Below are 20,650 nucleotides of genomic sequence, written 5' to 3'. Positions count from 1 at the left end.
AATGGTGAATATAGGGTTTTTTGAATGAAATAACCATTATAATGGTAAAATTAATTTTTCTCGTATATTTAGTATCGAATATCGCAATACACGAAATTTTTATCTATGCCCCTTTGAATGTAGTGTTTCATTTATAATGTATCTGCTCAACAAACCTAAATCTTTCAATTTCATAGCTGCCAATATCCTAACCATCCAACCGCCAAAATCTTCACCTTTTCCGAAATTAAATAATTCGTAATTCCAAATTCGTAATTATTCTTACTACCTTTAATATTCCATGTCCGAACAAAGAAAAATATATTCGCTCACGCAGCTAAACCAGTCCTTCGAAAAGCACATTTGGGAGACATTTTCCAAGCGTGATTTTTGGATCACTGCTGAATTGATAAAAATCAATCAGAAAAGTGGGCATTTCTATATTGAGCTGGCGGACAGTATCAATGACTCAACTACAGCGCGAAGTTTTGCTACGATTTGGGCTTCTACTTATCGAACGATTGTTGAAGAGATTGGATTGAATGAAGTATTGGGAATTCTTCAACCGGGGAATAAAGTGTTGATTAACGTCAAAATTGAGTTTCATACCATTTACGGATTGAAATTGAAAATTCGAGGAATTGATCCCGCTTATTCTTACGGAGAGATTGAACGCAAGCGACAAGAAGTGATCAAGAGATTGAAAAAAGAGGCCATTTTTGATTTGCAGAAACAATTACGTTTGCCAACTATCATTAAACGAATCGCTTTGATTGGTTCTCCAAATACTTCTGGTTATCTTGATTTTCAAAAGGAATTATTAGTGAATCATGATTTTGATAAATTCACAATTAAGGAATTTCCAGTGCGTGTTCAAGGAGATGCGGCTGTGAAAGAAATTGTTGCTGCGATTAAAGATGCGAATCTTCACGATGCTGATGTAATTGTGATTTTACGGGGTGGAGGAAGTAAAATGGATTTGGCGCTTTTCGATGATTATGAAATTTCTAAAGCAATTTGTAATTCGAGATTGCCTGTTTTAACTGGAATTGGACATGAAAACGATGAGGTTGTGGCGGATTTAGTGGCTCGGGTGACTTTTATTACTCCGACAGCTGTTGCCCGACACATTCATTATGCGATCAGTTCCTTCAAGGAAATCATGAGGGAATTGCATGATAAATCTATTCAAATGTCCTTGCAATTGTTGAGTGAAAGCAAAGAAGAATTTACACATTACAACAATTATCTTTCACATTATAGTCGAGAATTGATTCATTATTGGCGCAGTACTTTCCAAGAAAAAGAATACGAAATCGTTCAGAAAAGTAGAACTTTGTTGTATGAAGGAAAAGATGCTTTGGCGATTTTGAGTCACCGAACTTCTTCTCAGTTGCAACGTTTAGTTCAGCAGGAGGGAAGTCAATTGGAGAGAATGTTGGATAGGGTTTCAGATTTCGCACAACAAAAAATAGAACGAGAAAAAGAAGTGAATTTAAATCAAGTTTTGTCTTCTGTTCAATTATTGAGTCAGCAAATTATAGACAGGGAACGCATTGTTTTTGGGAATCAAGAAGAATTATTGGCTTTACTGAATCCACTGAAAATTTTGGAATCAGGTTATACGATTTCAACGATTGATGATCAAGATGTCAAAAACATAGCAGTGAAAATAGGAGACGAGATGAAAACGCTTTCTTCAAATTATTTAATCACGAGTAAAGTCGTGTCGAAAAAAGATATAAAACATGAAAATAACTGATAAAACCACTTACGAAGAGGCACTTCAAAGATTGAAGGAAATCGTGGGAGCATTAGAATTAAAAGAAATCAAAATCGATAATCTTTCAGAAACGGTCATTGAAGCCAAAGAATTGGTTGATTTTTGTCGCAAGAAATTAGACAAAACCGAAGAGGATATCAAACGCATAATTGCGCCAGACGAGGAAAATGAGTAAGGAGGAAACGCGTAAAATAATTCATATTGACATGGATGCTTTTTATGCTTCTGTGGAACAACGCGATAATCCTGAATTGCGTGGAAAACCTTTGGCAGTTGGTGGTTCAGATGGAAGAGGAGTGATTGCCGCAGCAAGTTACGAAGCTCGAAAATTTGGTGTTCGTTCTGCTATGCCTTCACGTGTGGCGTTGCGTAAATGTCCAACATTACTTTTCGTAAAACCAACTTTTGAGAAATATCAAGCGGTTTCAAAGGAAATCAATGCGATATTTAGTCGGTACACGCCAATAATAGAACCACTTTCATTGGACGAAGCATTTTTAGATGTAACGTATTCTAAATATGAAATGCGATCTGCTACTTTAATTGCTCAGCAAATCAAAAACGACATTCGCAACGAATTGGATTTGATTGCATCTGCCGGAGTTTCCTACAATAAATTCTTAGCGAAGATTGCATCAGATCAAGACAAACCCGATGGACTTTTTGTAATTACTCCAGATCAAGGAGCCGCATTTATGGAAGAACTTCCAATAGAAGATTTCTTTGGCGTAGGAAAAGTAACTGCCGAAAAAATGAAAGCCAATGACATTTTCAAAGGCGTTGATTTGTTACCTTATTCCAAATGGGAATTACAACAATTATTCGGGAAAACTGGAGGATTCCTTTACGATATTGCAAGAGGAGTAGACCACCGAGAAGTTCAATCCGAGAGAGTAAGAAAAAGCGTTGGAGCAGAAATGACCTTCTCTAAAGACGTAATTGGAGAAATCGACATCAACGAGAAATTCTCCCAAGTTTTTGATAAATGGTGGACACGCTACGAAAGTCATGGTAGAAAAGGCCGTTCAGTGACTTTAAAAATCAGAAACTACGAATTCGAAACGATAACACGTTCCATCACAGAACCAAATTACGTTTCAGACAAAGTAGAAATCCGTGAAAAATTAGATCAAATTTTACATGAATCGATTGTTGAAGGTGTGCCTTTGAGATTGATTGGTGTTTCGATAAGTGGATTTGAGGCGGAAGACTCTGAAATTGCGAGCCAGCAGTTGACTATATGGTAGTGGCGGTGCCACGAGGAAGAATGACGCAGAGTTTCGCAGAGAAGAAGAAGAAGCGGTTTCACTAAGTAAGAGAAAACCCCAGCGGGGTGGTGTATATCAACATAGGATGCAATCCTATGTTTTCATGAAAAAAGTGCCGCAGGCGCTCTCTGCGAAACTCCGCCCCTTTGCGTAACTCTGCGTTATTCTTCTCTTCTTTCTTAAAGCCCTTCCTCTTCAAGTATATAATCCCAACTAGCACTTCCAAATCCACTATTACTCCAATTAATTAACTGCGAGCCATTTTCACCAGGCTTATACATCAAATTCGGATATCCATCTTGAATTATCGTTCTCAATAATGTTGATTCTGGAAATAACGCTACTTCAATCATTCCTTCGCTTGCTTCTCTGTAACTTTCCGCTGCTAATTCATCATCATTTATTACCAAAACATACATTGGCAATGTTGGATAAATTGCTTTTACTCTTTTCATTTCTTCCAATTTCTCAAAGCAAAAAGGACATCCCGGAAGTGCAATCATTGTGAGCCCATGTTGAAAAGTATCTGCATTTTCGCCGGCTAATGAGATTTCTCTGTATTGGTGACTAAAATCTCCTTCGTAAATTGGGTTTACAGCAAATGCGATTCCTGATCCACCAAAGAGAATAAGAATACTTACTAATCTTCTAATGGTAAGTGATGTTCCCATTAAATACTGACGGTAAACATTGAAAATAATTAAACATACAGCGAAAAACTCTAACATATAAGGCAGAATCTTCGAAAATGTGAAAGACAAACGAATGTTTAATCCAAAAGAAATAATTGAATTATGAAAGAAAATTAATATGGCTAATGTTATTACGGAAAGTGCTATTCTAATCATTTTAAATATTGTTTAAATTGCTTTTAATCGAATTTTATTGGTTTCAAAATTAGTTAAAACTATGCTCCGATAAACCATCGGCACTAGTAAATCTGGCTATAACATCTAAAGTCTAACATCTAGTGTCTAACATCTAACCTCTAGTGTCTAATGTCTAACATCTAACATCTAAAGTTCTAACATCTAAAGTCTTTTTAGTCTAAATTTAAAGTCACGTTGAAATCTGAGGTTAATTCTAGTTTTCCATCAATTCCTTCTTCGCTTCCTAATTTTTTAAATCCTTTAATTTTAGTTGTTTTTCCTTTTGTAATCAAGTCATTCAACTGTTTGTTGCTTAACTTTTTCCCCATAAATTCAAATGGAATCACAAATTTACAACCTTCTTTATAATGTGCGCAGCCGAAAGCTTTTTTTCCTTCTAAAAATCCTTCTTTTTTACAACTCGGACATGCTAGTTCGGTAATTTCAACTTTTACAGTCTTGGCTCTAGGTTTTTTCGGCTGGTCTTTTTTCTCTTCTTTTTCTTCTTTTTTGGTATCATCCAAAATTCGAATGGCTTTCTCTCCTGTATTGAACAATACTTCGTTGGTCAGATTCACTACCATTTCAATCAACTCTTGTTTGAATTGAGCAGGTTCATATTCACCTTTTTCAATTAATCGTAACTTACGTTCCCAATCTCCTGTTAATTCTGGGGATTTCAACGTTTCGTTATCAATGACTTGAATTAAATCAATTCCTGTATGTGTTGCGAGAATATTTTTCTTGGAACGTTCAATATAACGTCTTCTGAAAAGTGTTTCAATAATATTTGCTCGCGTAGAAGGTCGACCAATTCCGTTGTCTTTCATTAATTCACGCGCTTCCTCATTGTCAACTTGTCGTCCGGCAGTTTCCATTGCACGCAACAAAGTCGCTTCTGTGAATGGTTTTGGCGGAGAAGTTTGCTTTTGATCTATTCTTGCTTCGTGTGGACCTTTTTCACCTTTCACAAAAACAGGCATCAAGTTTTCATCCTTATTTTTAGATTTTGAATCGTCTTTTTGATAAACCATTCGCCATCCTGGAGATAAAATCTGTTTTCCAGTTGCTTTGAATTCTAGTTTTAAAACTTCTCCCAAAACTGTTGTGTTACTCACGATACAGTCCGGATAAAAAACAGAAATAAAACGGCGTGTTATCGTATCGTAAATTTTTTGTTCTTCAGCAGTAACGCCACTCACTTTTACTCCAGTTGGAATAATAGCATGGTGATCCGTCACTTTTTTATTGTCAAATACTTGTTTACTTTTCGGAAGTTTTTTCTGCAATAATGGCGCAGTTAATTCAGAATAATAAGTCAAATTTTGTAAAATCCCTGGAATCTTAGGATAGACATCATCGGGTAAATACGTAGTATCAACACGCGGATAAGTCACCAATTTCTTCTCGTATAAACTTTGAATTAACTTCAATGTTTGATCCGCAGAATAACCTTGTTTTTTATTGGCTTCTACTTGTAAAGCTGTCAAGTCAAATAATCTTGGTGGCTTTTCTTTTCCTTCTTTTTGTTCAAATGAAGTGATTTCAAAAGGCTCATCTTTGATTTTACTCAAAGCATATTCGGCTTTTTCTTGCTTCTTTATCTTACTTAATACACTGTTGAATTCGGTTTCACGATAAATAGTTCGCAATTCCCAATAGTCTTGTGATTTAAAGTTTTCAATTTCCAAGTGTCGATTAACAATCATTGCTAGAGTAGGAGTTTGAACTCTTCCAATAGAAAGCACTTGTCTTTGTAAAGCGAATTTCTTGGTAAATAAGCGTGTTGCATTTATTCCAAGAAGCCAGTCACCAATCGATCTTGCACTTCCAGCAGCATATAAGTTATCGAATTGTTTTCCATCTTTTAAATTGGCAAATCCCTCCTTAATTGCTTCTTCGGTCAGTGAACTAATCCATAATCTTTTGACAGGTGCTTTTGTTCCCGATTTAAGAAAAACCCATCGCTGAATTACTTCTCCTTCTTGTCCAGCATCCCCACAATTTATGATTTCAGAAGCTGCACATAATAATCTTTTTACAATATGGAATTGACGTTGAATTCCATCGTCTTCGATGACTTTTACTCCAAATTTTGAAGGAACCATCGGCAAATGTCTCAAATTCCAATAGCGCCAATCTTCAACGTAATCTCTAGGTTCTTTTAATGTGCAAAGATGTCCATAAGTCCAAGTGACTTGATATCCATTGCCTTCATAGTAACCGTCTTTACGCTGGGTTGCCCCAATTGTATTAGCAATGTCTTTTGCGACACTCGGTTTCTCAGCAATGCAAACTTTCATGATTTAACGGGTATATTTTGTTACTATAAACGCGTGTGGATTCTTTTCATCTTTTTCATATCCGATGAGATCTTCTTCTACCCAACCTTCCCAATCTACAAAAGGAAAATAAGTATCAGCTTCAAAAGTTTCATCCACATGAGTAATGAGCATTTCATCAATTAAATCAGCTTCTAAAGCCAATTTATAAATTTGTGCTCCACCAATGATAAAGCATTTTTTATCTGAATCAGCATTGTAATGTTCCGATATTTCTTTTAAATCAGAAATAAGAACTGCTCCTTCCGCTTTATAATCAGGATTTCTTGATATCACGATATTCTTACGGTTTGGAAGTGGACGAAATTTTTCTGGAATAGATTCCCAGTTTTTTCTGCCCATTACCACAGTGTGACCTTCAGTAGTTTCCTTAAAAAACTTCATGTCTCGCGGTAATTTCCACAATAAATCATTGTCCTTCCCGATCTCTCGGTGTTTTCCCATGGCTACAATCAGCGTACATTTCATAATCGAACAGTTTTAGATTGCAACTTTAGCTTTAATATGTGGATGCGGTTCATAACCTACCAATTCAAAATCTTCATATTTGAAATCGAAAATACTTTTTACCTCAGGATTTATTTTCATTGTTGGCAAAGGTAAAATCTCTCTTGAAAGTTGCAATTCTGCTTGTTCGAAGTGATTAGAATACAAATGCGTATCACCAAAAGTATGGATGAATTCACCTGGTTCTAAATCACAAACTTGTGCCATCATCATTGTGAATAATGCATAACTCGCAATATTGAATGGAACTCCTAAGAAAGTATCCGCTGAACGCTGGTACAATTGACAACTTAATTTTCCATCGGCAACATAAAATTGAAACAATAAATGACATGGAGGTAAAGCCATCTTTTCAACATCTGCCACATTCCAAGCACTTACAATATGTCTTCTCGAATTTGGATTGGTTTTTAATTGCTCCACCAAATTTGAAATCTGATCAATTGTTCCCCCTTTTCCATCTGGCCAAGAACGCCATTGGTGACCATAAACAGGACCTAAATCACCGTTTTCATCTGCCCATTCGTCCCAAATAGAAACTTTATTGTCCTTTAAATATTTAATGTTGGTATCACCAGTAATAAACCAAAGCAATTCATGGATAATCGATCTTAAATGCAGTTTTTTCGTTGTAATAACAGGAAAACCTTTGCTTAAATCAAAACGCATTTGGTGACCAAAAACGGATCTTGTTCCCGTTCCTGTTCTATCGCCTCGATCTGTTCCGTTATCAAGTATGTGCTTTAAAAGATGATGATATTGCTCCATGATTTGTGAATTTTAAAGGGTAAAAATAGTCCTTTTTTTATTGAATTGGACTATCACTTAAGACTTAATTATCCACATGGAATGAGAGTTCTTTGAGTAGCTTTGCTTTATGGTTGTTATTTTGTTGATTCGTTGAATTGTAAATCTGTAAATTCGTTAATTACTTAATTTGTGTTTTTGCTTATTTGTTAATTTGAAAATCTATAAGTCATCAATCTTTTAGTTTTTTATTTTTTGAATCCTTGAATCCTTCAATCATTTTTCTACTTCAATTTAAAGTAACTAAAGATTTAATTTTTAACTTGGCAATCTAAAATCTTCAAATGAAAAAAATCTTACTTCTCGGAATCCTTTTTATGTTCTTATTTTCTTGTAGTACAAGTAATTTATTTCCTAGAAAATATTTAGGGACATACCATGGAGTGCAAGAGGCTTATGAAGTAAGTATGAATGGTTCGCCGATTACTGTGCCAGCAGCTGAGTATGAGTTGTTGCTTGATAACGGAAAGCTCTGGATTACTTCTCCAAAGCAAAAGATTGAAGCTAGTTATGAGGTGAAATTAGAAACAGAAATGTATTATAATTTAGTCGTTCAACTTGAAACAGGTGTTGTTGAAGAATGGCAATTGTGGAAAAAAGGAGCGAAGTTGATTCGTAAAAGCATTGCTCCGAAGCCTGATGTTATTTTTTTAGCGGATTAACTAAACGTCTTATCCAGATAAGACGTTTTAAAGGGTATAAACATGAAAACAAAGAAGAGTCGTCATCGGAAGAAAAAAATCATCAAGACTCAACCTTTGCTTTCTCTGTCACACAGCTTTAGCGTTGGGAATTCTGTTTTTTTAATTGAATAGATAACGCATGATTTTCACGCCTAAACTGGTTTCCGTTAAAAAAACTCCAACATGTCCGACTTTCATCACAGAATTTAAATTAGATTTACTATTTTTACAACAAAACAATAATATTATGTCTAATAGAAAATATTTCGATGATTCTACCGTTGCATTAGGAACGCTTTATACTATCTTTTTGATGGGAGTTATTTTAGCAATAGTGTTTTTTGGATAATCCAGTACCTACTAAAGATTTTATCTTAATTTAAAACAAATTCATTTGGAAGAATACACAATGAATGCCCTTTCGTATAACACTGAACGGGCTCAATTACATATTCAGGAATATGGAAGGAATGTTCAGAACATGATCAATTATGCAAAGAAAATTGAATCTAGAGAAGAACGTAACCTTGCTGCACGCGCCATTATTGACGTTATGGGGCAATTAAATCCGCATCTTAGAGATGTTGAAGATTATACTCATAAATTATGGACGCACATGTACATCATGAGTAATTTTGAAATTGATGTGGATTCTCCGTACGAAATTCCAGAACCTGAATCGTTATCTGAGCGTCCAAAAATCATGAACTATCCTCGCAATAAAAGCAAGTATGGTCATTTTGGTTTTTATGCTGAGAAAATGATAGAGGAAGCTTCAGAGAATGAAGATGTTGAGGAACAAGAATACTTAACGGAACTTTTAGCTAACTTACTGAAGAAAAATTATCTTACTTTTCACACGCAAAATGTGGAAAACAGTGCAATTACTTCTCATTTGAAAGAGTTGTCTGGAGGGAAGTTAAAATTGACAGATATTAGTTTGTTAAAACCTACCAATACAATTTTGAAGCAAGTAGGAGTTGCGCCTAAGAAACCAATAAAAAAGCATAAGCAAAAAAAACGTAGAAAATAATTATTATGGCATCATTCGAGATTCATGGAGGTAAAAAACTAAAAGGAGAAGTTATTCCACAAGGGGCAAAAAACGAAGCTTTGCAAATTCTTTGTGCAGTTTTATTAACTCCCGAAAAGGTAACTATTTCAAATCTTCCCGATATTATTGATGTCAATAAACTAATCAGTTTGCTCCAAGCAATGGGAGTTAAGATTGAGAAAGTTGAAAAAGGAACTTATATTTTTCAAGCGAAAGATTTAAATCTTGATTATTTAAAGTCAAAAGATTTTAAAGAACGCGCAAGTGGATTAAGAGGTTCTGTTATGATTATTGGTCCATTATTATCGCGCTTTGGTAAAGCTTTTATGCCAAAACCGGGTGGAGATAAAATTGGAAGAAGAAGATTAGATACGCATTTTGAAGGTCTTATTAAATTAGGAGCTAACTTCAATTTTGATTCTAAAGAACACTTCTATACAGTAGAGGCTAAAAAGTTAGAAGGAGTTTACATTCACATGGATGAAGCTTCTGTTACTGGAACAGCAAACATTGTAATGGCCGCTTCTTTAGCAAAAGGTAAAACAACAATATACAACGCAGCGTGTGAGCCTTATTTACAACAATTGTGTAAAATGCTCAACAATATGGGAGCGAACATCACAGGAATTGGAAGTAATTTATTGCACATTGAAGGAGTAAAAGAATTGGCTGGTTGTTACCACAGAATTCTTCCTGATATGATTGAGATTGGAAGTTTTATTGGATTGGCGGCTATGACTCAATCTGAAATTACAATTAAAGATGTCGGATACGAGCACCTTGGAATTATACCAACCATCTTCAAAAGATTAGGTATAAAACTAGAGCGCCGTGGAGATGATATTTTCGTTCCAGCACAGGAGTCTTATGAAATTGATACTTTTATTGATGGTTCAATTTTAACTGTTTCTGATGCACCTTGGCCAGGATTTACTCCAGATCTTTTGAGTATCGTTTTGGTTGTTGCAACGCAAGCAAAAGGAAGTGTTTTAATTCACCAAAGAATGTTCGAATCACGTTTGTTCTTTGTGGATAAATTGATTGACATGGGTGCTCAAATTATCTTGTGTGATCCGCACAGAGCAACTGTAATCGGAATGAACAGACAAAATGCATTGCGTGGAATTCAAATGACTTCTCCAGACATTAGAGCAGGAGTTTCGTTATTGATTGCTGCTTTATCTGCCGAAGGAAAAAGTGTAATTCACAACATTGAACAAATCGACAGAGGATATCAAGACATCGATATTCGATTGAATAATTTAGGAGCAGATATCCGAAGGGTATAATTATTGCTTTAATCCAAAAATTAAATTTAAAATATTGATATGAAGAATATAGTTTTACTCCTCGTAGGTTTTTTGCCGTTCCTAATGTTTGCACAACCTAAAAATGGAATGCGTGCCATTGGATTTACATTATTGAATCCTGAAGGAGAAATGGTGGCTTTGGATGATTATAAAGGTAAAGTTGTCTTACTTGACTTTTGGGCTTCATGGTGCGGACCGTGTAGAAAAGAAAATCCGAATATTGTGGAAGCCTACGGAAAATACAAAGACTCAAAATTTGCCAATGGAAAAGGTTTTGTTGTTTTAAGCGTATCGTTGGACAGAGCAGAACAACCATGGAAGGATGCCATAGTTAAAGATAAATTAAAATGGGACGGTCACGTTTGGGATAAATCTAAAGAAGTAACCCAAAAATACAATGTTAGATCAATTCCACATTCATTTTTAATTGATGGGAATGGGATTATTGTTGCGCAAGGTAATGCGTTACGAGGAATTGGATTGCATGTGGAAATTGAGAAAATGATTAAGTAGAAGAATTCAATCATAAATTGATATTAAGGGACGCATTTTAATGCGTCCTTTTTTTTGCTGCAATTATTTTATAGATATAAAAGGCGGATTTCAATTTAACATTGGTAATTCATGGGACTACTTTACTAAAGTTTTCGCTCTACAAATAGATTCTTACACCCTTAAAATCCCCAAGATAGCGAGCGACCAATGTTAGCTTGGATTTTGCCGATGAGCGCAGCCTTTGTGCATTGTAATACGCAAGGACATCTTATACGAAATTTATCGAAGTGAGAGTAAAATCATCTATATTGTGATGACAATTAACAATTGATAATATTCAATTTGTAGTTCAATTTAATTCAACAGGCTCTTTGCTTTGAATACAAAATCCCTCTATTCATAATTATGAAATCGTTACTCTTTTTACTTTATTGCTGATTAATGAAAGCAGAATATATAAAATCACAATAATCGGAATTGCCCAAGCCCATAAGAACAAGATGATGATCAGTGAAGTCAATAAAAACGAGTAGCGAATTTCGTTTCCTTTCCATTTGAAAGTTGTGAATTTTAATGCGAATAATGGAATTTCTGTCACCAATAGAATAGAGAACAATACCACCAATGAAAGCAACAATTGATCTTTAATTAGAGTCATTGATAGAACCGTTTTCCAGTTTTCTTGTCCGAAACCATCCCAAAGCATCAACGCAAAGGAAGCAAAGAACAAACTGTTTGCGGGAGTGGGTAAGCCAATAAATCCAGTTGCTTGTCTTTCATCTAAATTAAATTTTGCCAATCTAAACATGCTCATGAAAGGAATCAATAACGCGAAAAATGGCATTACTTTATACCAGCCATAGAAATGTGTTGGAAGAAAAGGGGAGTTGTTACCTACTAAATCATTCATGAAAACGGAAATCCATAATTGAACGCTAAAGCCCATTGTGCCATCTAGCCAAAGTTCATTGAGTCCGCCGCCAGATGCTGAAATAATGTCCCAAGCTCCTGAAAGGATAAGTAAAACAAATACAATTAATCCAGGAGCTACACCAAATGTCACCAAATCGGCTAAAGAATCTAGTTGCTTTCCGAGTTCGCTGGGTTGTTTTAATAAACGTGCTACGAATCCATCAAAGAAATCAAATAAAGCGCCAGCCATTATAGCCAGTACTGCCAATTCTAATCTTCCTGAAAATGTAAAGATGATACTTGAAACTCCACACAATAAGTTGAAGCCAGTTATAATATTTGCTACTGTAAACATGTGGACAAAGAAACAAATAATGTTTTAATGAGGGTTTGACTTTCAGAGAAATATTAAACTTTTGAACTGCTAATAAAAATAAATGCCAATTAAAATGAAAACTTTTAATTGGCATTTAGTAAATTAATTCTATTTCTATTTTAAATTAACTATCTAGTATTAAGTCTGTAAAGGAGGTTTGAATTATTAAAATCGGAAATTCATCCCTAAAGAGAATGGTGGTCCACCAACTCCAAATTCGAAGCTAAGTCCTAAGAAATCATTGATATAGTAACGAGTACCAAAAGAAAAGCGTCCTGCAAAAGGAAAGGATGGGTTCAAGACTGGAAAATCTCCACTATATGCCATTGAGCCATAATCTTTTTCCACACCATTTACACGAAGTTCTGTAAACATAATGTTTGCACCTATTCCACCTGATATATACAAATCCCATTGAGGATCATCTACATTAAAGTGAATATAAATTTTCGGTAAAATTCGAAGTTTGTTTTCAGTGATAACAGTTTCATCAGAGAATGAGGTTGTCCCACCTGTGTTAGGGTCATAGTAACTATTGTATTCAGTTCTTTCAAAAGGTGTGAAAATTGCGTCAAATCCGATTCCTATGCGATTGTTTACCATAAACTCTCCTGAAACTCCATAGTGTAAACTACCTTTCGAAGATTGATTCTCATAATTGTTGGCATCGTAAGCCCATTTTTTCATGTTTGAACCACCAATATATGGCTGTAGTATAATTTTTTTAAAAGAAGGTTCTGTGGTGATCGATTCAGGAGATTCAATCGATGGAGTAGGTGCTTGTGCCGTTGTCTTATTAGATGATATAACAATTGATAAGATAACAAGTGACGCAAAAATGCTTCTTAATTTCATGAGTTTATAGTATTTAGTTAACACAAATCTATACAATATTTCTAAACTTAAGCTTGGTTTTAAACTATCAATACAAATAAATGATTTTGACGACCTTAGGAGTTTTAGCTGATTTATATTTTTGGGTTACCAAGCTAAGTCGTAATTATTTAAAAAGAGTTCCGATAGGCATCGGAACCTCGTCGTTTCACTCCACTTGTGCTGAGCTTGCCGATGTATCGGAATGACAGGTTTTCGTTGGCTTGGGTGGGGTAAAATTTGCTCAAGCGAAGCTTGAGCAAATTTTACCCCAAAGACTTCTCTACGAACTGTCATTCCGATAGTTGAGAAAATCTTAGATTTTAACAACTGAGGAATCCCTTCTTCCTTTTTGCTAAAGTTTAACTCTAGATAAAATTAATCAATGCGATTATCGGCTGTATTATTGAAAAAACACATCGTTAAAATTAGGGATTAACGACCTATATTGGTAGCCCAATTATACTTACCTCTGTAATATATTTTAGTATTACATTAATTGAGTGCTCCACCTTTTTCAATTACTAGATAATCGAATTAAGTCAATACATTTTGCCTATTTTTTCACCCTGTTAATAAAAGTTATAAATTTGCACAATATTTTACGCAATTTTGCGCTATTGTATTGACTATGAAAAAACACATTTGGTTTATAACGCTATCTTTTCTTCTTCTGCAGAGCTCAATTTTTGCCCAAGATGAAACAATTGCTCCTAAATATTCTAACGAATTCCTTCAGATTGGAGTTGGTGCTCGCTCACTTGGTATGGGAAATGCCATGGTTGCTGGAGTAGATGATGTAACTTCTGTTTATTGGAATCCTGCCGGATTAACGGGGGTGAAAAACAAATTTGATGTTGGTTTAATGCACTCAGAATATTTCGCTGGTATTGCCAAATACGATTATGTCGGTTTGGCGCATAAAATTGACGATAGAAGCGCTGTTGGTTTTGCCGCTATTCGTTTCGGGGTAGATGATATTCCAAATACTACGCAGCTAATTGATAACGAAGGAAATATTGATTACGATAGAATAACGCTTTTTACAGCGGCAGACTATGGTTTTCTATTTTCATACGGTAGAAAAACGGGTATTGAAGGATTAAGCCTTGGTGGAACAGTGAAAGTTGTGCATCGTCGTGCTGGTGATTTTGCAAGAAGTTGGGGATTTGGAATTGATGCTGGAATGCAATACAATATCAACGATAAATGGTTCTTCGGAGCTATGGCAAGGGATGTAACTTCTACTTTTAATGCTTGGATTTTTAATTTAGATTCAGATATGGAAGAGGTTTTCTTGGAAACAGGGAACGAAATTCCAGAAAATGGTTTAGAATTAACGTTGCCGCGTTTAATTTTAGCTGCAAAAAGAAAATTTGATATTGGTTGGCAAGATATTTCTATTTCGCCAGAGATTAATGCTTCGATTACTACCGATGGTAGAAGAAATACTTTAATCAAGTCAGGAGTTGTGAGTATCGATCCTGTTATGGGTTTAGAGATCGGTTGGAAGGATATTGTTGCTGTTAGAACTGGAGTAAACAACTTTCAATACGTAAAAAACTTTGACGATAGCGAGTCGATGGTTTTTCAGCCAAATATAGGTTTAGGAGTGACATTTAAAGGAATTACACTGGATTATGCTTTCACAAACATTGGAAATCAGTCAGAAGCCTTGTTTTCTCATGTAATTTCTCTTAAATTCGGGTTTAAATAAATTCAGTTTTAAACTTCTTTCAATCGCACCATGCGCATACTTATAAGCTTACTTTCGGTATTCATGACATTTTCTGTTGTTTGGGCTCAACCTTACGGAAATGAATGGATAAACTATAATCAGAAATACTACAAGTTTGGTGTTACTGAAGATGGGATTTATAGAATTTCTTATCAAGCGCTTATCAATGCTGGAGTGCCAATCAATACTATTGCTGCAAATAAACTCCAAGTTTTTGGGAAACAAAAAGAATTGCCTTTGCATATTAATGACAATGGTGACAACGCTATAAATGTTGGAGATTACATTGAGTTTTATGCCCAGAAAAATGACGGTTGGCTAGATTCAACACTTTACGATTCGCCCACTGATATTGGTAATCCAGGTTATTCACTTTATAGCGACACTTTATACTACTTTTTGTCATGGACAACAGGCCCAACGAAACGTTTTATAAATGAAACGGATGTAAATTTCTCTGTTTATTCTCCAGCTTCTTATGTTCTAGATAAATCGGCTATTAATTACAATTCTAGTTATTATGGTGGATATTCTGCCTACTCTTCCTACAGTTCCTATTATTCTCCTGGAGAAGGTTGGGGCGGTTCAAATCATAACGGAGCTTCAAATTTTAGTTTAACTATTCCAATTTCTACTCCACAGGTTTACACGGGTACTGGCGCTCCAAACGCTAAATTCCATGCAAAATCGAATGCCAATTCAAATGCAAGTTTTATTGGCGCAGGAAATCATCACCTAAGATGGGAGTTGGGTACAAATAATATTGTCTTACATGATGAGGTCTTTTCTGGTTACAGACAGACAGTTGTAGATCAAAGTTTTGCTGCAAGTGAACTTTCAAATGGAACAACAAATGCCTATTTTAAGATTATAGGTGATCAAGGAGCAGCAACAGATTATCAGTCCATAAGTTATTTATCTATCGAATATCCCCGTTTGATTTCGAGCAATGATCCTTATATTGATTGGGAAATACCTAGTGCTGGATCTCAAGCAAAAAGTCGATTAGATATTACTGCCAATAATTTAAGTAATCCGACAGCCTATGTATTTGGAAGTTTTATTTCACGTAAAATTCCAATGGTTAACAATGGAGGAACATGGCAAGCTTTAATTCCTAATTCTGTAAATGGCTCAAACCAAAAGTTGATCATTTCATCAGATGCTGAGATTAAACAGATATCATTTTTAAAAGCTGTTAACGGAAATGGTGATTTCACTGATTATAGTCAGAAGATTGTCGAAGGTGCTTATATATTATTGTATAATAAAGTGATGCAAGCTTCAGCGAGTGAATATGCGGCTTATCGTAACACAGTAAATGGCGGTTCTTATAACGTTATAATGTGTGAGGTGAATGACTTGTGGATGCAATATGGTGGGGGAGTTCCTAAACATATTATGGGAAGTCGTCGTGCGATAAATCATATTTATGATATGTCGAACAGCAAACCAAAAGCCTTATTCATTGCAGGAAAGGGAATTTCAGAAGCGAGTAAACCCAATACTGGATCTGGTGGGGCGCCTAGAAAAAATGCTAATATTAATTCTTTAAATCTTGTTCCAAGTTACGGTTATCCTTCTAGCGATTTATGTATTACAGGGAAATGGAATGGTTCAACCAGTTTTAAACCTGAAATTCCAACGGGTAGAATTGCGGCCAATAATGATCAGGAGCTCAATATGTATTTACAGAAAGTTAAAATTTATGATGCTGCACAAAACCAAAATGCTGTTTATAATAAAGAGCTGAAGGAATGGCAGAAACAAATTTTACATTTTGGTGGCGGGAGTTCTGCACAAGAACAAGCGCTTCTACAATCTTATCTGAATGGCATGAAAAGTTCCATTGAAGGTCCTGATTATGGCGGAAAGGTAACTTCTTATTTTAAAGAAACTTCTAACCCATTTAATCCTGTTCAAACTTCAGAAGTAAGCGAGTTTCTTGAAAACGGACTTTCATTAATGACTTTCTTTGGACATGCCACAGCTGATGGTTTTGACCAAAATATTGATGATCCTTCAAATTGGAACAATGCTGGAAAGTATCCAATGGTGATAGGAAATGGTTGTTACACGGGTGATATTTATATGCCAGGTAATAACTCTACAGCAGAGTCCTTTGTTTTAATAGAAGATCTTGGTGCAATAGGATTCTTATCTTCTTCTCAATTGGGTTATGCTTCTTATTTGAATATTTATTCAGCTGAATTGTATCGCCAAATGAGTCCTGATAACTATGGGGAATCGATAGGAAATCAAATCAAATCGACCATTGGAAATCTGGAAAATGTAAACCCTGGATTTTTAACTGAAGTTACGGCAATGCAGATGGTTTTACATGGTGATCCAGTGGTAAAACTAAATTGGCACGCCAAGCCAGAAATTGATTTAACAATTCAAGATGTTTATTTTACACCAACTCAAGTCAATTTATCAACAGATTCAATTGCGGTTCATGTTGTTTTAACAAATTTAGGAAGAAGTATAGTGGATACATTTAGTTTAACAATAACCAGAAACTTCCCTAATTCAACTATAGATTCGATTTATAATTTAGCTGTGCCAGGATTGAATTACAGAGATACTATAACTTTCAAAATGCCTTTGCAAGCAAATATTGGTGCAGGAATAAACCAGTTTTCTATTCAAGCAGATTTACCCTCTTTTATTCAAGAGCAATATGATGAGTTTAATAATAATGAAATTAAGATTGATCACTTTATAAATATTGATGGAATAGCGCCTGTTTTACCTTATAATTATGCTGTAGTTCCAAATGATTCCGTGGTTTTAAAAGCATCTACAATTAACCCAATTGCTACATTCAATTCTTATCGTTTTGAAATTGATACCACAGATTTGTTTAATAGTCCTTTCCGTAAATATGCTGTGAAAACTGGGCTAGGAGGAGTTAAAGAAGTCTTTCCAAATGAATGGAAAAGATCATCAAATAATGCAATTTCACCTTTGGTTTTAGAAGACAGTGTTGCATACTTTTGGAGAGTGGCCATAGATTCAAGTATTTTGAATTGGACAGAGCATTCATTTCAATATATTCCTAATAAATCGGGTTGGGGGCAAGATCATTTCTTTCAATTTAAGAATGGAAATTTCAACGGTGTTTCTTATGAGAGAAGTTCAAGAGAACGAGAGTTTGAGCCACTATTTGTTGAGTTGTCTGCTCAGGTGCATGACAATTCTAGTTCTCAATATACGTTCAATACAACTTTGTGGAGCGTAAATGGGCAAGATGCAGAATATGGATTATGCTTTACAACACCTTCATTTCATGTTGGAGTTGTTGATCCAGCGACTCAAAGTCCTTGGGGATCTTTTTATAATGGAGTTAATGCTAACCATCAATATGGAAATGTGAACAATGGATCTGGATGTAGAAACCGTGTAGAAAATTACTTTATTTTCAGACAAAACTCTGCTTCACAACTTCAGGCTTTCGAGAACATGATTGAAAATGAAGTGCCAGATGGGCATTATATTGTTGTTTATACAACCATGCGAGCGCTTTATAGTCAATGGCAATCGCTTTACCCGAGTTTATTTGCTACATTTCAGAATGCTGGAGCAACTGGGATGAGTCCAACTTCACCTGAACGTGCATTTATTTTGATTTATGAAAAAGGGAATCCTAGTTCTGCGGCAATTGTGCACGCTCAAAACTCTGGTGAATTTATCAATTTATCTAATGCTTTAACAGGTTCCGCTGGTAGTGGTTTTGAGACGTCAACTTTAATTGGTCCAGCAGCAGAATGGAATACTGTTTACTGGAAACAAAATTCTATGGAATTGCCTACAAATGATTCAACTCGTTTGGTAATAAGAGGTTTTGACCACAACAAACAGTTTCAAATTCAAATAGATACTGTTTTTACATCAAATGATTCGATTATCAATTTCAATTCAATTCTTTCTGCAAGTGATTATCCATACTTGCAATTACAAGCGAATTATTATGATCAAGCGACTTTAACTCCAGCTCAAATTGACAGGTGGCACGTATTATATCAACCCTTGCCCGAAGCTGCGATTGATGGTTCTAATGGTTATGCATTTTTACCCGATCAAGGTGATTCTTTGCAAGAAGGAATTGAAATGTCATTTGCAATAGATGTTAAAAACATCAGTGATTTATCTATGGATTCTTTACTTGTAAATTATTGGATTACTGATAAAAATCAAGTGAAACATCCTATTGATTATGTGCGTCAAGATTCTTTAAGACCGGGACAAGTTTTAAGAGACACAGTTAAATTTTTAACGCAAGGTTTATCTGGAAACAATACGCTATGGATGGAAGTGAATCCTTATAATAAAGGAATCAACAATCAATTTAAGGATCAGCCTGAGTTGGCGCATTTCAATAATTTGCTACAGATTCCTTTTCGTTTAAAACAAGATGATATTAATCCAATTCTAGATGTAACTTTTGATGGACAGCACATTTTGAATGGCGATATAGTTAACCCACGATCTGAAGTTGTGATAAGCTTAAAAGATGAAAATCCTTTCTTAATTATGGATAAGGATGCTGATACAACTAACTTTGGTATTTTCTTAACAAATCCATCAGGAGAGCAAAAACGAATTCCTTTTATTGATGGAAAAGGAAATCAAATTTTAACATGGATTCCAGCAGATGGTTCTGATTTAAGATTTGAAATTATCTATAATGCAGAGTTTGAGAAATCTGGAATTTATGAATTAATGGTTCAAGGTTCTGATAACTCAGGAAATTTATCAGGAAATAAAGAATATCGAATTCAGTTCGAGGTGGTTTTAGAATCTACAATTACTCACTTAATGAATTTCCCAAATCCATTCTCCACATCAACCAGGTTTGTATTTACTTTAACAGGATCTGAAGTGCCAGAAGATATGATAATTCAAATCATGACAGTAACTGGAAGAATAGTTAGAGAAATTACTGAAGGCGAATTGGGGCTAATCAGAATTGGAAGAAACATCACAGAATATGCCTGGGATGGAAGAGATGAATTTGGTGATCCTTTAGCAAATGGAGTTTATTTATACAGAATGAAAGCCAAAATTAACGGAGAAGATATCAAACACCGAGAATCTGGCGCCGATCAACATTTTACTAAGAATTGGGGGAAGATGTATTTGATGAGGTGATGGGTTTCTTCATTGACTATATTTGTTAGTATGAGAACAATAAATTTTAAAATACCAGATTCTGTAGATCTTGATGATATCGATATCACTATGATAGTTGCTTCAACACTTTACGAAAAAGGTAAACTATCACTTGGACAAGCTGCTGAGTTGGCTGGTTTTTCTAAACGAGCGTTTGCTGAAATTCTTGGTAAGTATGGTGTTTCTATTTTTAACTATCCCGCCTCAGATTTATCTTTAGATATCGAGAATGCCTAGGGTTATTATAGCTCTTTTTTGAACACCCCCACCAATAAAGAGCTACCGCGAAATTTTATCTAGTGGTAGCTGTTTTTTAATCCTAAATTCAAAGGTTCTTTTTATTAATACAGCTAAAATAATTGCTTATAAAATTTAAATCATTTTAACTGTGAATATGTAACACAAAAAAGAGATTTCTCAGTCGTTTTACTCCATCGAAATGACAGTTGTTATGTGTCTCGGGGTGGGATAAAGTTGCT

16 protein-coding genes are annotated in these 20,650 nt (G+C 35.1%); 10 read left to right on the top strand and 6 right to left on the bottom strand.

Going from position 1 to position 20,650, the window contains the following annotated elements; all coding sequences use genetic code 11:
* The first annotated feature begins 280 nt into the window (after positions 1-280).
* Genes xseA through dinB form a run of 3 tightly spaced genes read left to right on the top strand, consistent with a single transcriptional unit; the run spans position 281 to position 3,009 of the window.
* Complete coding sequence (gene xseA / locus ERX46_RS12535; RefSeq protein WP_130094216.1) at positions 281-1,741, top strand: exodeoxyribonuclease VII large subunit; 1,461 nt, start codon at positions 281-283, stop codon at positions 1,739-1,741.
* Entirely contained in the window at positions 1,728-1,937 is a 210-nt protein-coding gene (xseB, locus tag ERX46_RS12530; protein WP_130094215.1) for an exodeoxyribonuclease VII small subunit, read from the top strand. The genes xseA and xseB overlap by 14 nt, the downstream gene beginning before the upstream one ends.
* Positions 1,930-3,009 (top strand): DNA polymerase IV, encoded by a 1,080-nt coding sequence (gene dinB / locus ERX46_RS12525; RefSeq protein ID WP_130094214.1) that lies wholly within the window; start codon positions 1,930-1,932, stop codon positions 3,007-3,009. Before xseB ends, dinB begins: the two co-directional genes overlap by 8 nt.
* A 200-nt stretch (positions 3,010-3,209) precedes the next feature.
* Here the strand turns inward: dinB and ERX46_RS12520 are convergent, their stop codons facing one another.
* The 4 genes from ERX46_RS12520 to ERX46_RS12505 form a co-directional block, all read right to left on the bottom strand.
* A complete protein-coding gene (locus ERX46_RS12520; protein WP_130094213.1) occupies positions 3,210-3,878 on the bottom strand; it encodes a hypothetical protein in 669 nt (222 codons plus the stop codon).
* A 194-nt stretch (positions 3,879-4,072) separates the two neighbouring features.
* Complete coding sequence (locus ERX46_RS12515; RefSeq protein ID WP_130094212.1) at positions 4,073-6,202, bottom strand: type IA DNA topoisomerase; 2,130 nt, start codon at positions 6,200-6,202, stop codon at positions 4,073-4,075.
* A 3-nt stretch (positions 6,203-6,205) separates the two neighbouring features.
* Positions 6,206-6,709 (bottom strand): dihydrofolate reductase, encoded by a 504-nt coding sequence (locus ERX46_RS12510; protein WP_130094211.1) that lies wholly within the window; start codon positions 6,707-6,709, stop codon positions 6,206-6,208.
* Between the two features lie 12 nt (positions 6,710-6,721).
* The gene (locus tag ERX46_RS12505; RefSeq protein WP_130094210.1) at positions 6,722-7,516 is read right to left on the bottom strand and encodes a thymidylate synthase; all 795 of its coding nucleotides are present in this window, start codon (positions 7,514-7,516) and stop codon (positions 6,722-6,724) included.
* 323 nt (positions 7,517-7,839) lie between these two features.
* On the opposite strand from ERX46_RS12505, the gene ERX46_RS12500 reads away from it, so the two are divergent.
* The 4 genes from ERX46_RS12500 to ERX46_RS12485 all read left to right on the top strand — a co-directional run bounded on the left by ERX46_RS12500 (position 7,840) and on the right by ERX46_RS12485 (position 11,115).
* Complete coding sequence (locus ERX46_RS12500) at positions 7,840-8,217, top strand: hypothetical protein (RefSeq protein ID WP_130094209.1); 378 nt, start codon at positions 7,840-7,842, stop codon at positions 8,215-8,217.
* 415 nt (positions 8,218-8,632) lie between these two features.
* The gene (locus ERX46_RS12495; RefSeq protein ID WP_130094208.1) at positions 8,633-9,271 is read left to right on the top strand and encodes a DUF4290 domain-containing protein; all 639 of its coding nucleotides are present in this window, start codon (positions 8,633-8,635) and stop codon (positions 9,269-9,271) included.
* Between the two features lie 5 nt (positions 9,272-9,276).
* Positions 9,277-10,581, top strand: coding sequence for a UDP-N-acetylglucosamine 1-carboxyvinyltransferase (gene murA, locus ERX46_RS12490; RefSeq protein ID WP_130094207.1), 1,305 nt, complete (start codon positions 9,277-9,279; stop codon positions 10,579-10,581).
* A gap of 39 nt (positions 10,582-10,620) precedes the next feature.
* Positions 10,621-11,115, top strand: coding sequence for a peroxiredoxin family protein (locus tag ERX46_RS12485; RefSeq protein ID WP_130094206.1), 495 nt, complete (start codon positions 10,621-10,623; stop codon positions 11,113-11,115).
* Between the two features lie 385 nt (positions 11,116-11,500).
* On the opposite strand, the gene ERX46_RS12480 is transcribed toward ERX46_RS12485, so the two are convergent.
* Together ERX46_RS12480 and ERX46_RS12475 are read right to left on the bottom strand one after the other, a co-directional pair.
* Positions 11,501-12,364, bottom strand: coding sequence for a CDP-alcohol phosphatidyltransferase family protein (locus ERX46_RS12480; RefSeq protein WP_130094205.1), 864 nt, complete (start codon positions 12,362-12,364; stop codon positions 11,501-11,503).
* 186 nt (positions 12,365-12,550) lie between these two features.
* The gene (locus tag ERX46_RS12475) at positions 12,551-13,240 is read right to left on the bottom strand and encodes a hypothetical protein (protein WP_130094204.1); all 690 of its coding nucleotides are present in this window, start codon (positions 13,238-13,240) and stop codon (positions 12,551-12,553) included.
* A gap of 649 nt (positions 13,241-13,889) precedes the next feature.
* On the opposite strand from ERX46_RS12475, the gene ERX46_RS12470 reads away from it, so the two are divergent.
* From ERX46_RS12470 to ERX46_RS12460, 3 genes are read left to right on the top strand one after another with little or no spacing between them, the layout of a single operon-like run.
* The gene (locus ERX46_RS12470; protein ID WP_130094203.1) at positions 13,890-14,975 is read left to right on the top strand and encodes a putative type IX sorting system protein PorV2; all 1,086 of its coding nucleotides are present in this window, start codon (positions 13,890-13,892) and stop codon (positions 14,973-14,975) included.
* A 30-nt stretch (positions 14,976-15,005) separates the two neighbouring features.
* Positions 15,006-20,150 (top strand): putative type IX secretion system sortase PorU2, encoded by a 5,145-nt coding sequence (porU2, locus tag ERX46_RS12465; protein ID WP_130094202.1) that lies wholly within the window; start codon positions 15,006-15,008, stop codon positions 20,148-20,150.
* Between the two features lie 30 nt (positions 20,151-20,180).
* On the top strand, positions 20,181-20,408 hold the full coding sequence (locus ERX46_RS12460) for a UPF0175 family protein (protein ID WP_130094201.1): 228 nt from the start codon (positions 20,181-20,183) through the stop codon (positions 20,406-20,408).
* The last annotated feature ends 242 nt before the right edge of the window (positions 20,409-20,650 follow it).

This window comes from Brumimicrobium glaciale (assembly GCF_004152935.1).
Taxonomy (GTDB): Bacteria; Bacteroidota; Bacteroidia; order Flavobacteriales_D; family Crocinitomicaceae; genus Brumimicrobium; species Brumimicrobium glaciale.
Note: the sequence above shows the minus strand (reverse complement) of the source record. Positions and strands in the feature narration are given on the sequence as shown.

Bases quoted from the DNA above. Each gene is read 5' to 3' on its own strand.
- ERX46_RS12480 (WP_130094205.1), bottom strand. From the start codon at position 12,364: ATGTTTACAGTAGCAAATATTATAACTGGCTTCAACTTATTGTGTGGA.
- ERX46_RS12460 (WP_130094201.1), top strand. From the start codon at position 20,181: ATGAGAACAATAAATTTTAAAATACCAGATTCTGTAGATCTTGATGAT.
- ERX46_RS12505 (WP_130094210.1), bottom strand. From the start codon at position 7,516: ATGGAGCAATATCATCATCTTTTAAAGCACATACTTGATAACGGAACA.
- ERX46_RS12510 (WP_130094211.1), bottom strand. From the start codon at position 6,709: ATGAAATGTACGCTGATTGTAGCCATGGGAAAACACCGAGAGATCGGG.
- ERX46_RS12485 (WP_130094206.1), top strand. From the start codon at position 10,621: ATGAAGAATATAGTTTTACTCCTCGTAGGTTTTTTGCCGTTCCTAATG.
- ERX46_RS12475 (WP_130094204.1), bottom strand. From the start codon at position 13,240: ATGAAATTAAGAAGCATTTTTGCGTCACTTGTTATCTTATCAATTGTT.
- xseB (WP_130094215.1), top strand. From the start codon at position 1,728: ATGAAAATAACTGATAAAACCACTTACGAAGAGGCACTTCAAAGATTG.
- ERX46_RS12470 (WP_130094203.1), top strand. From the start codon at position 13,890: ATGAAAAAACACATTTGGTTTATAACGCTATCTTTTCTTCTTCTGCAG.
- dinB (WP_130094214.1), top strand. From the start codon at position 1,930: ATGAGTAAGGAGGAAACGCGTAAAATAATTCATATTGACATGGATGCT.
- murA (WP_130094207.1), top strand. From the start codon at position 9,277: ATGGCATCATTCGAGATTCATGGAGGTAAAAAACTAAAAGGAGAAGTT.
- ERX46_RS12500 (WP_130094209.1), top strand. From the start codon at position 7,840: ATGAAAAAAATCTTACTTCTCGGAATCCTTTTTATGTTCTTATTTTCT.
- porU2 (WP_130094202.1), top strand. From the start codon at position 15,006: ATGCGCATACTTATAAGCTTACTTTCGGTATTCATGACATTTTCTGTT.
- ERX46_RS12515 (WP_130094212.1), bottom strand. From the start codon at position 6,202: ATGAAAGTTTGCATTGCTGAGAAACCGAGTGTCGCAAAAGACATTGCT.
- xseA (WP_130094216.1), top strand. From the start codon at position 281: ATGTCCGAACAAAGAAAAATATATTCGCTCACGCAGCTAAACCAGTCC.
- ERX46_RS12520 (WP_130094213.1), bottom strand. From the start codon at position 3,878: ATGATTAGAATAGCACTTTCCGTAATAACATTAGCCATATTAATTTTC.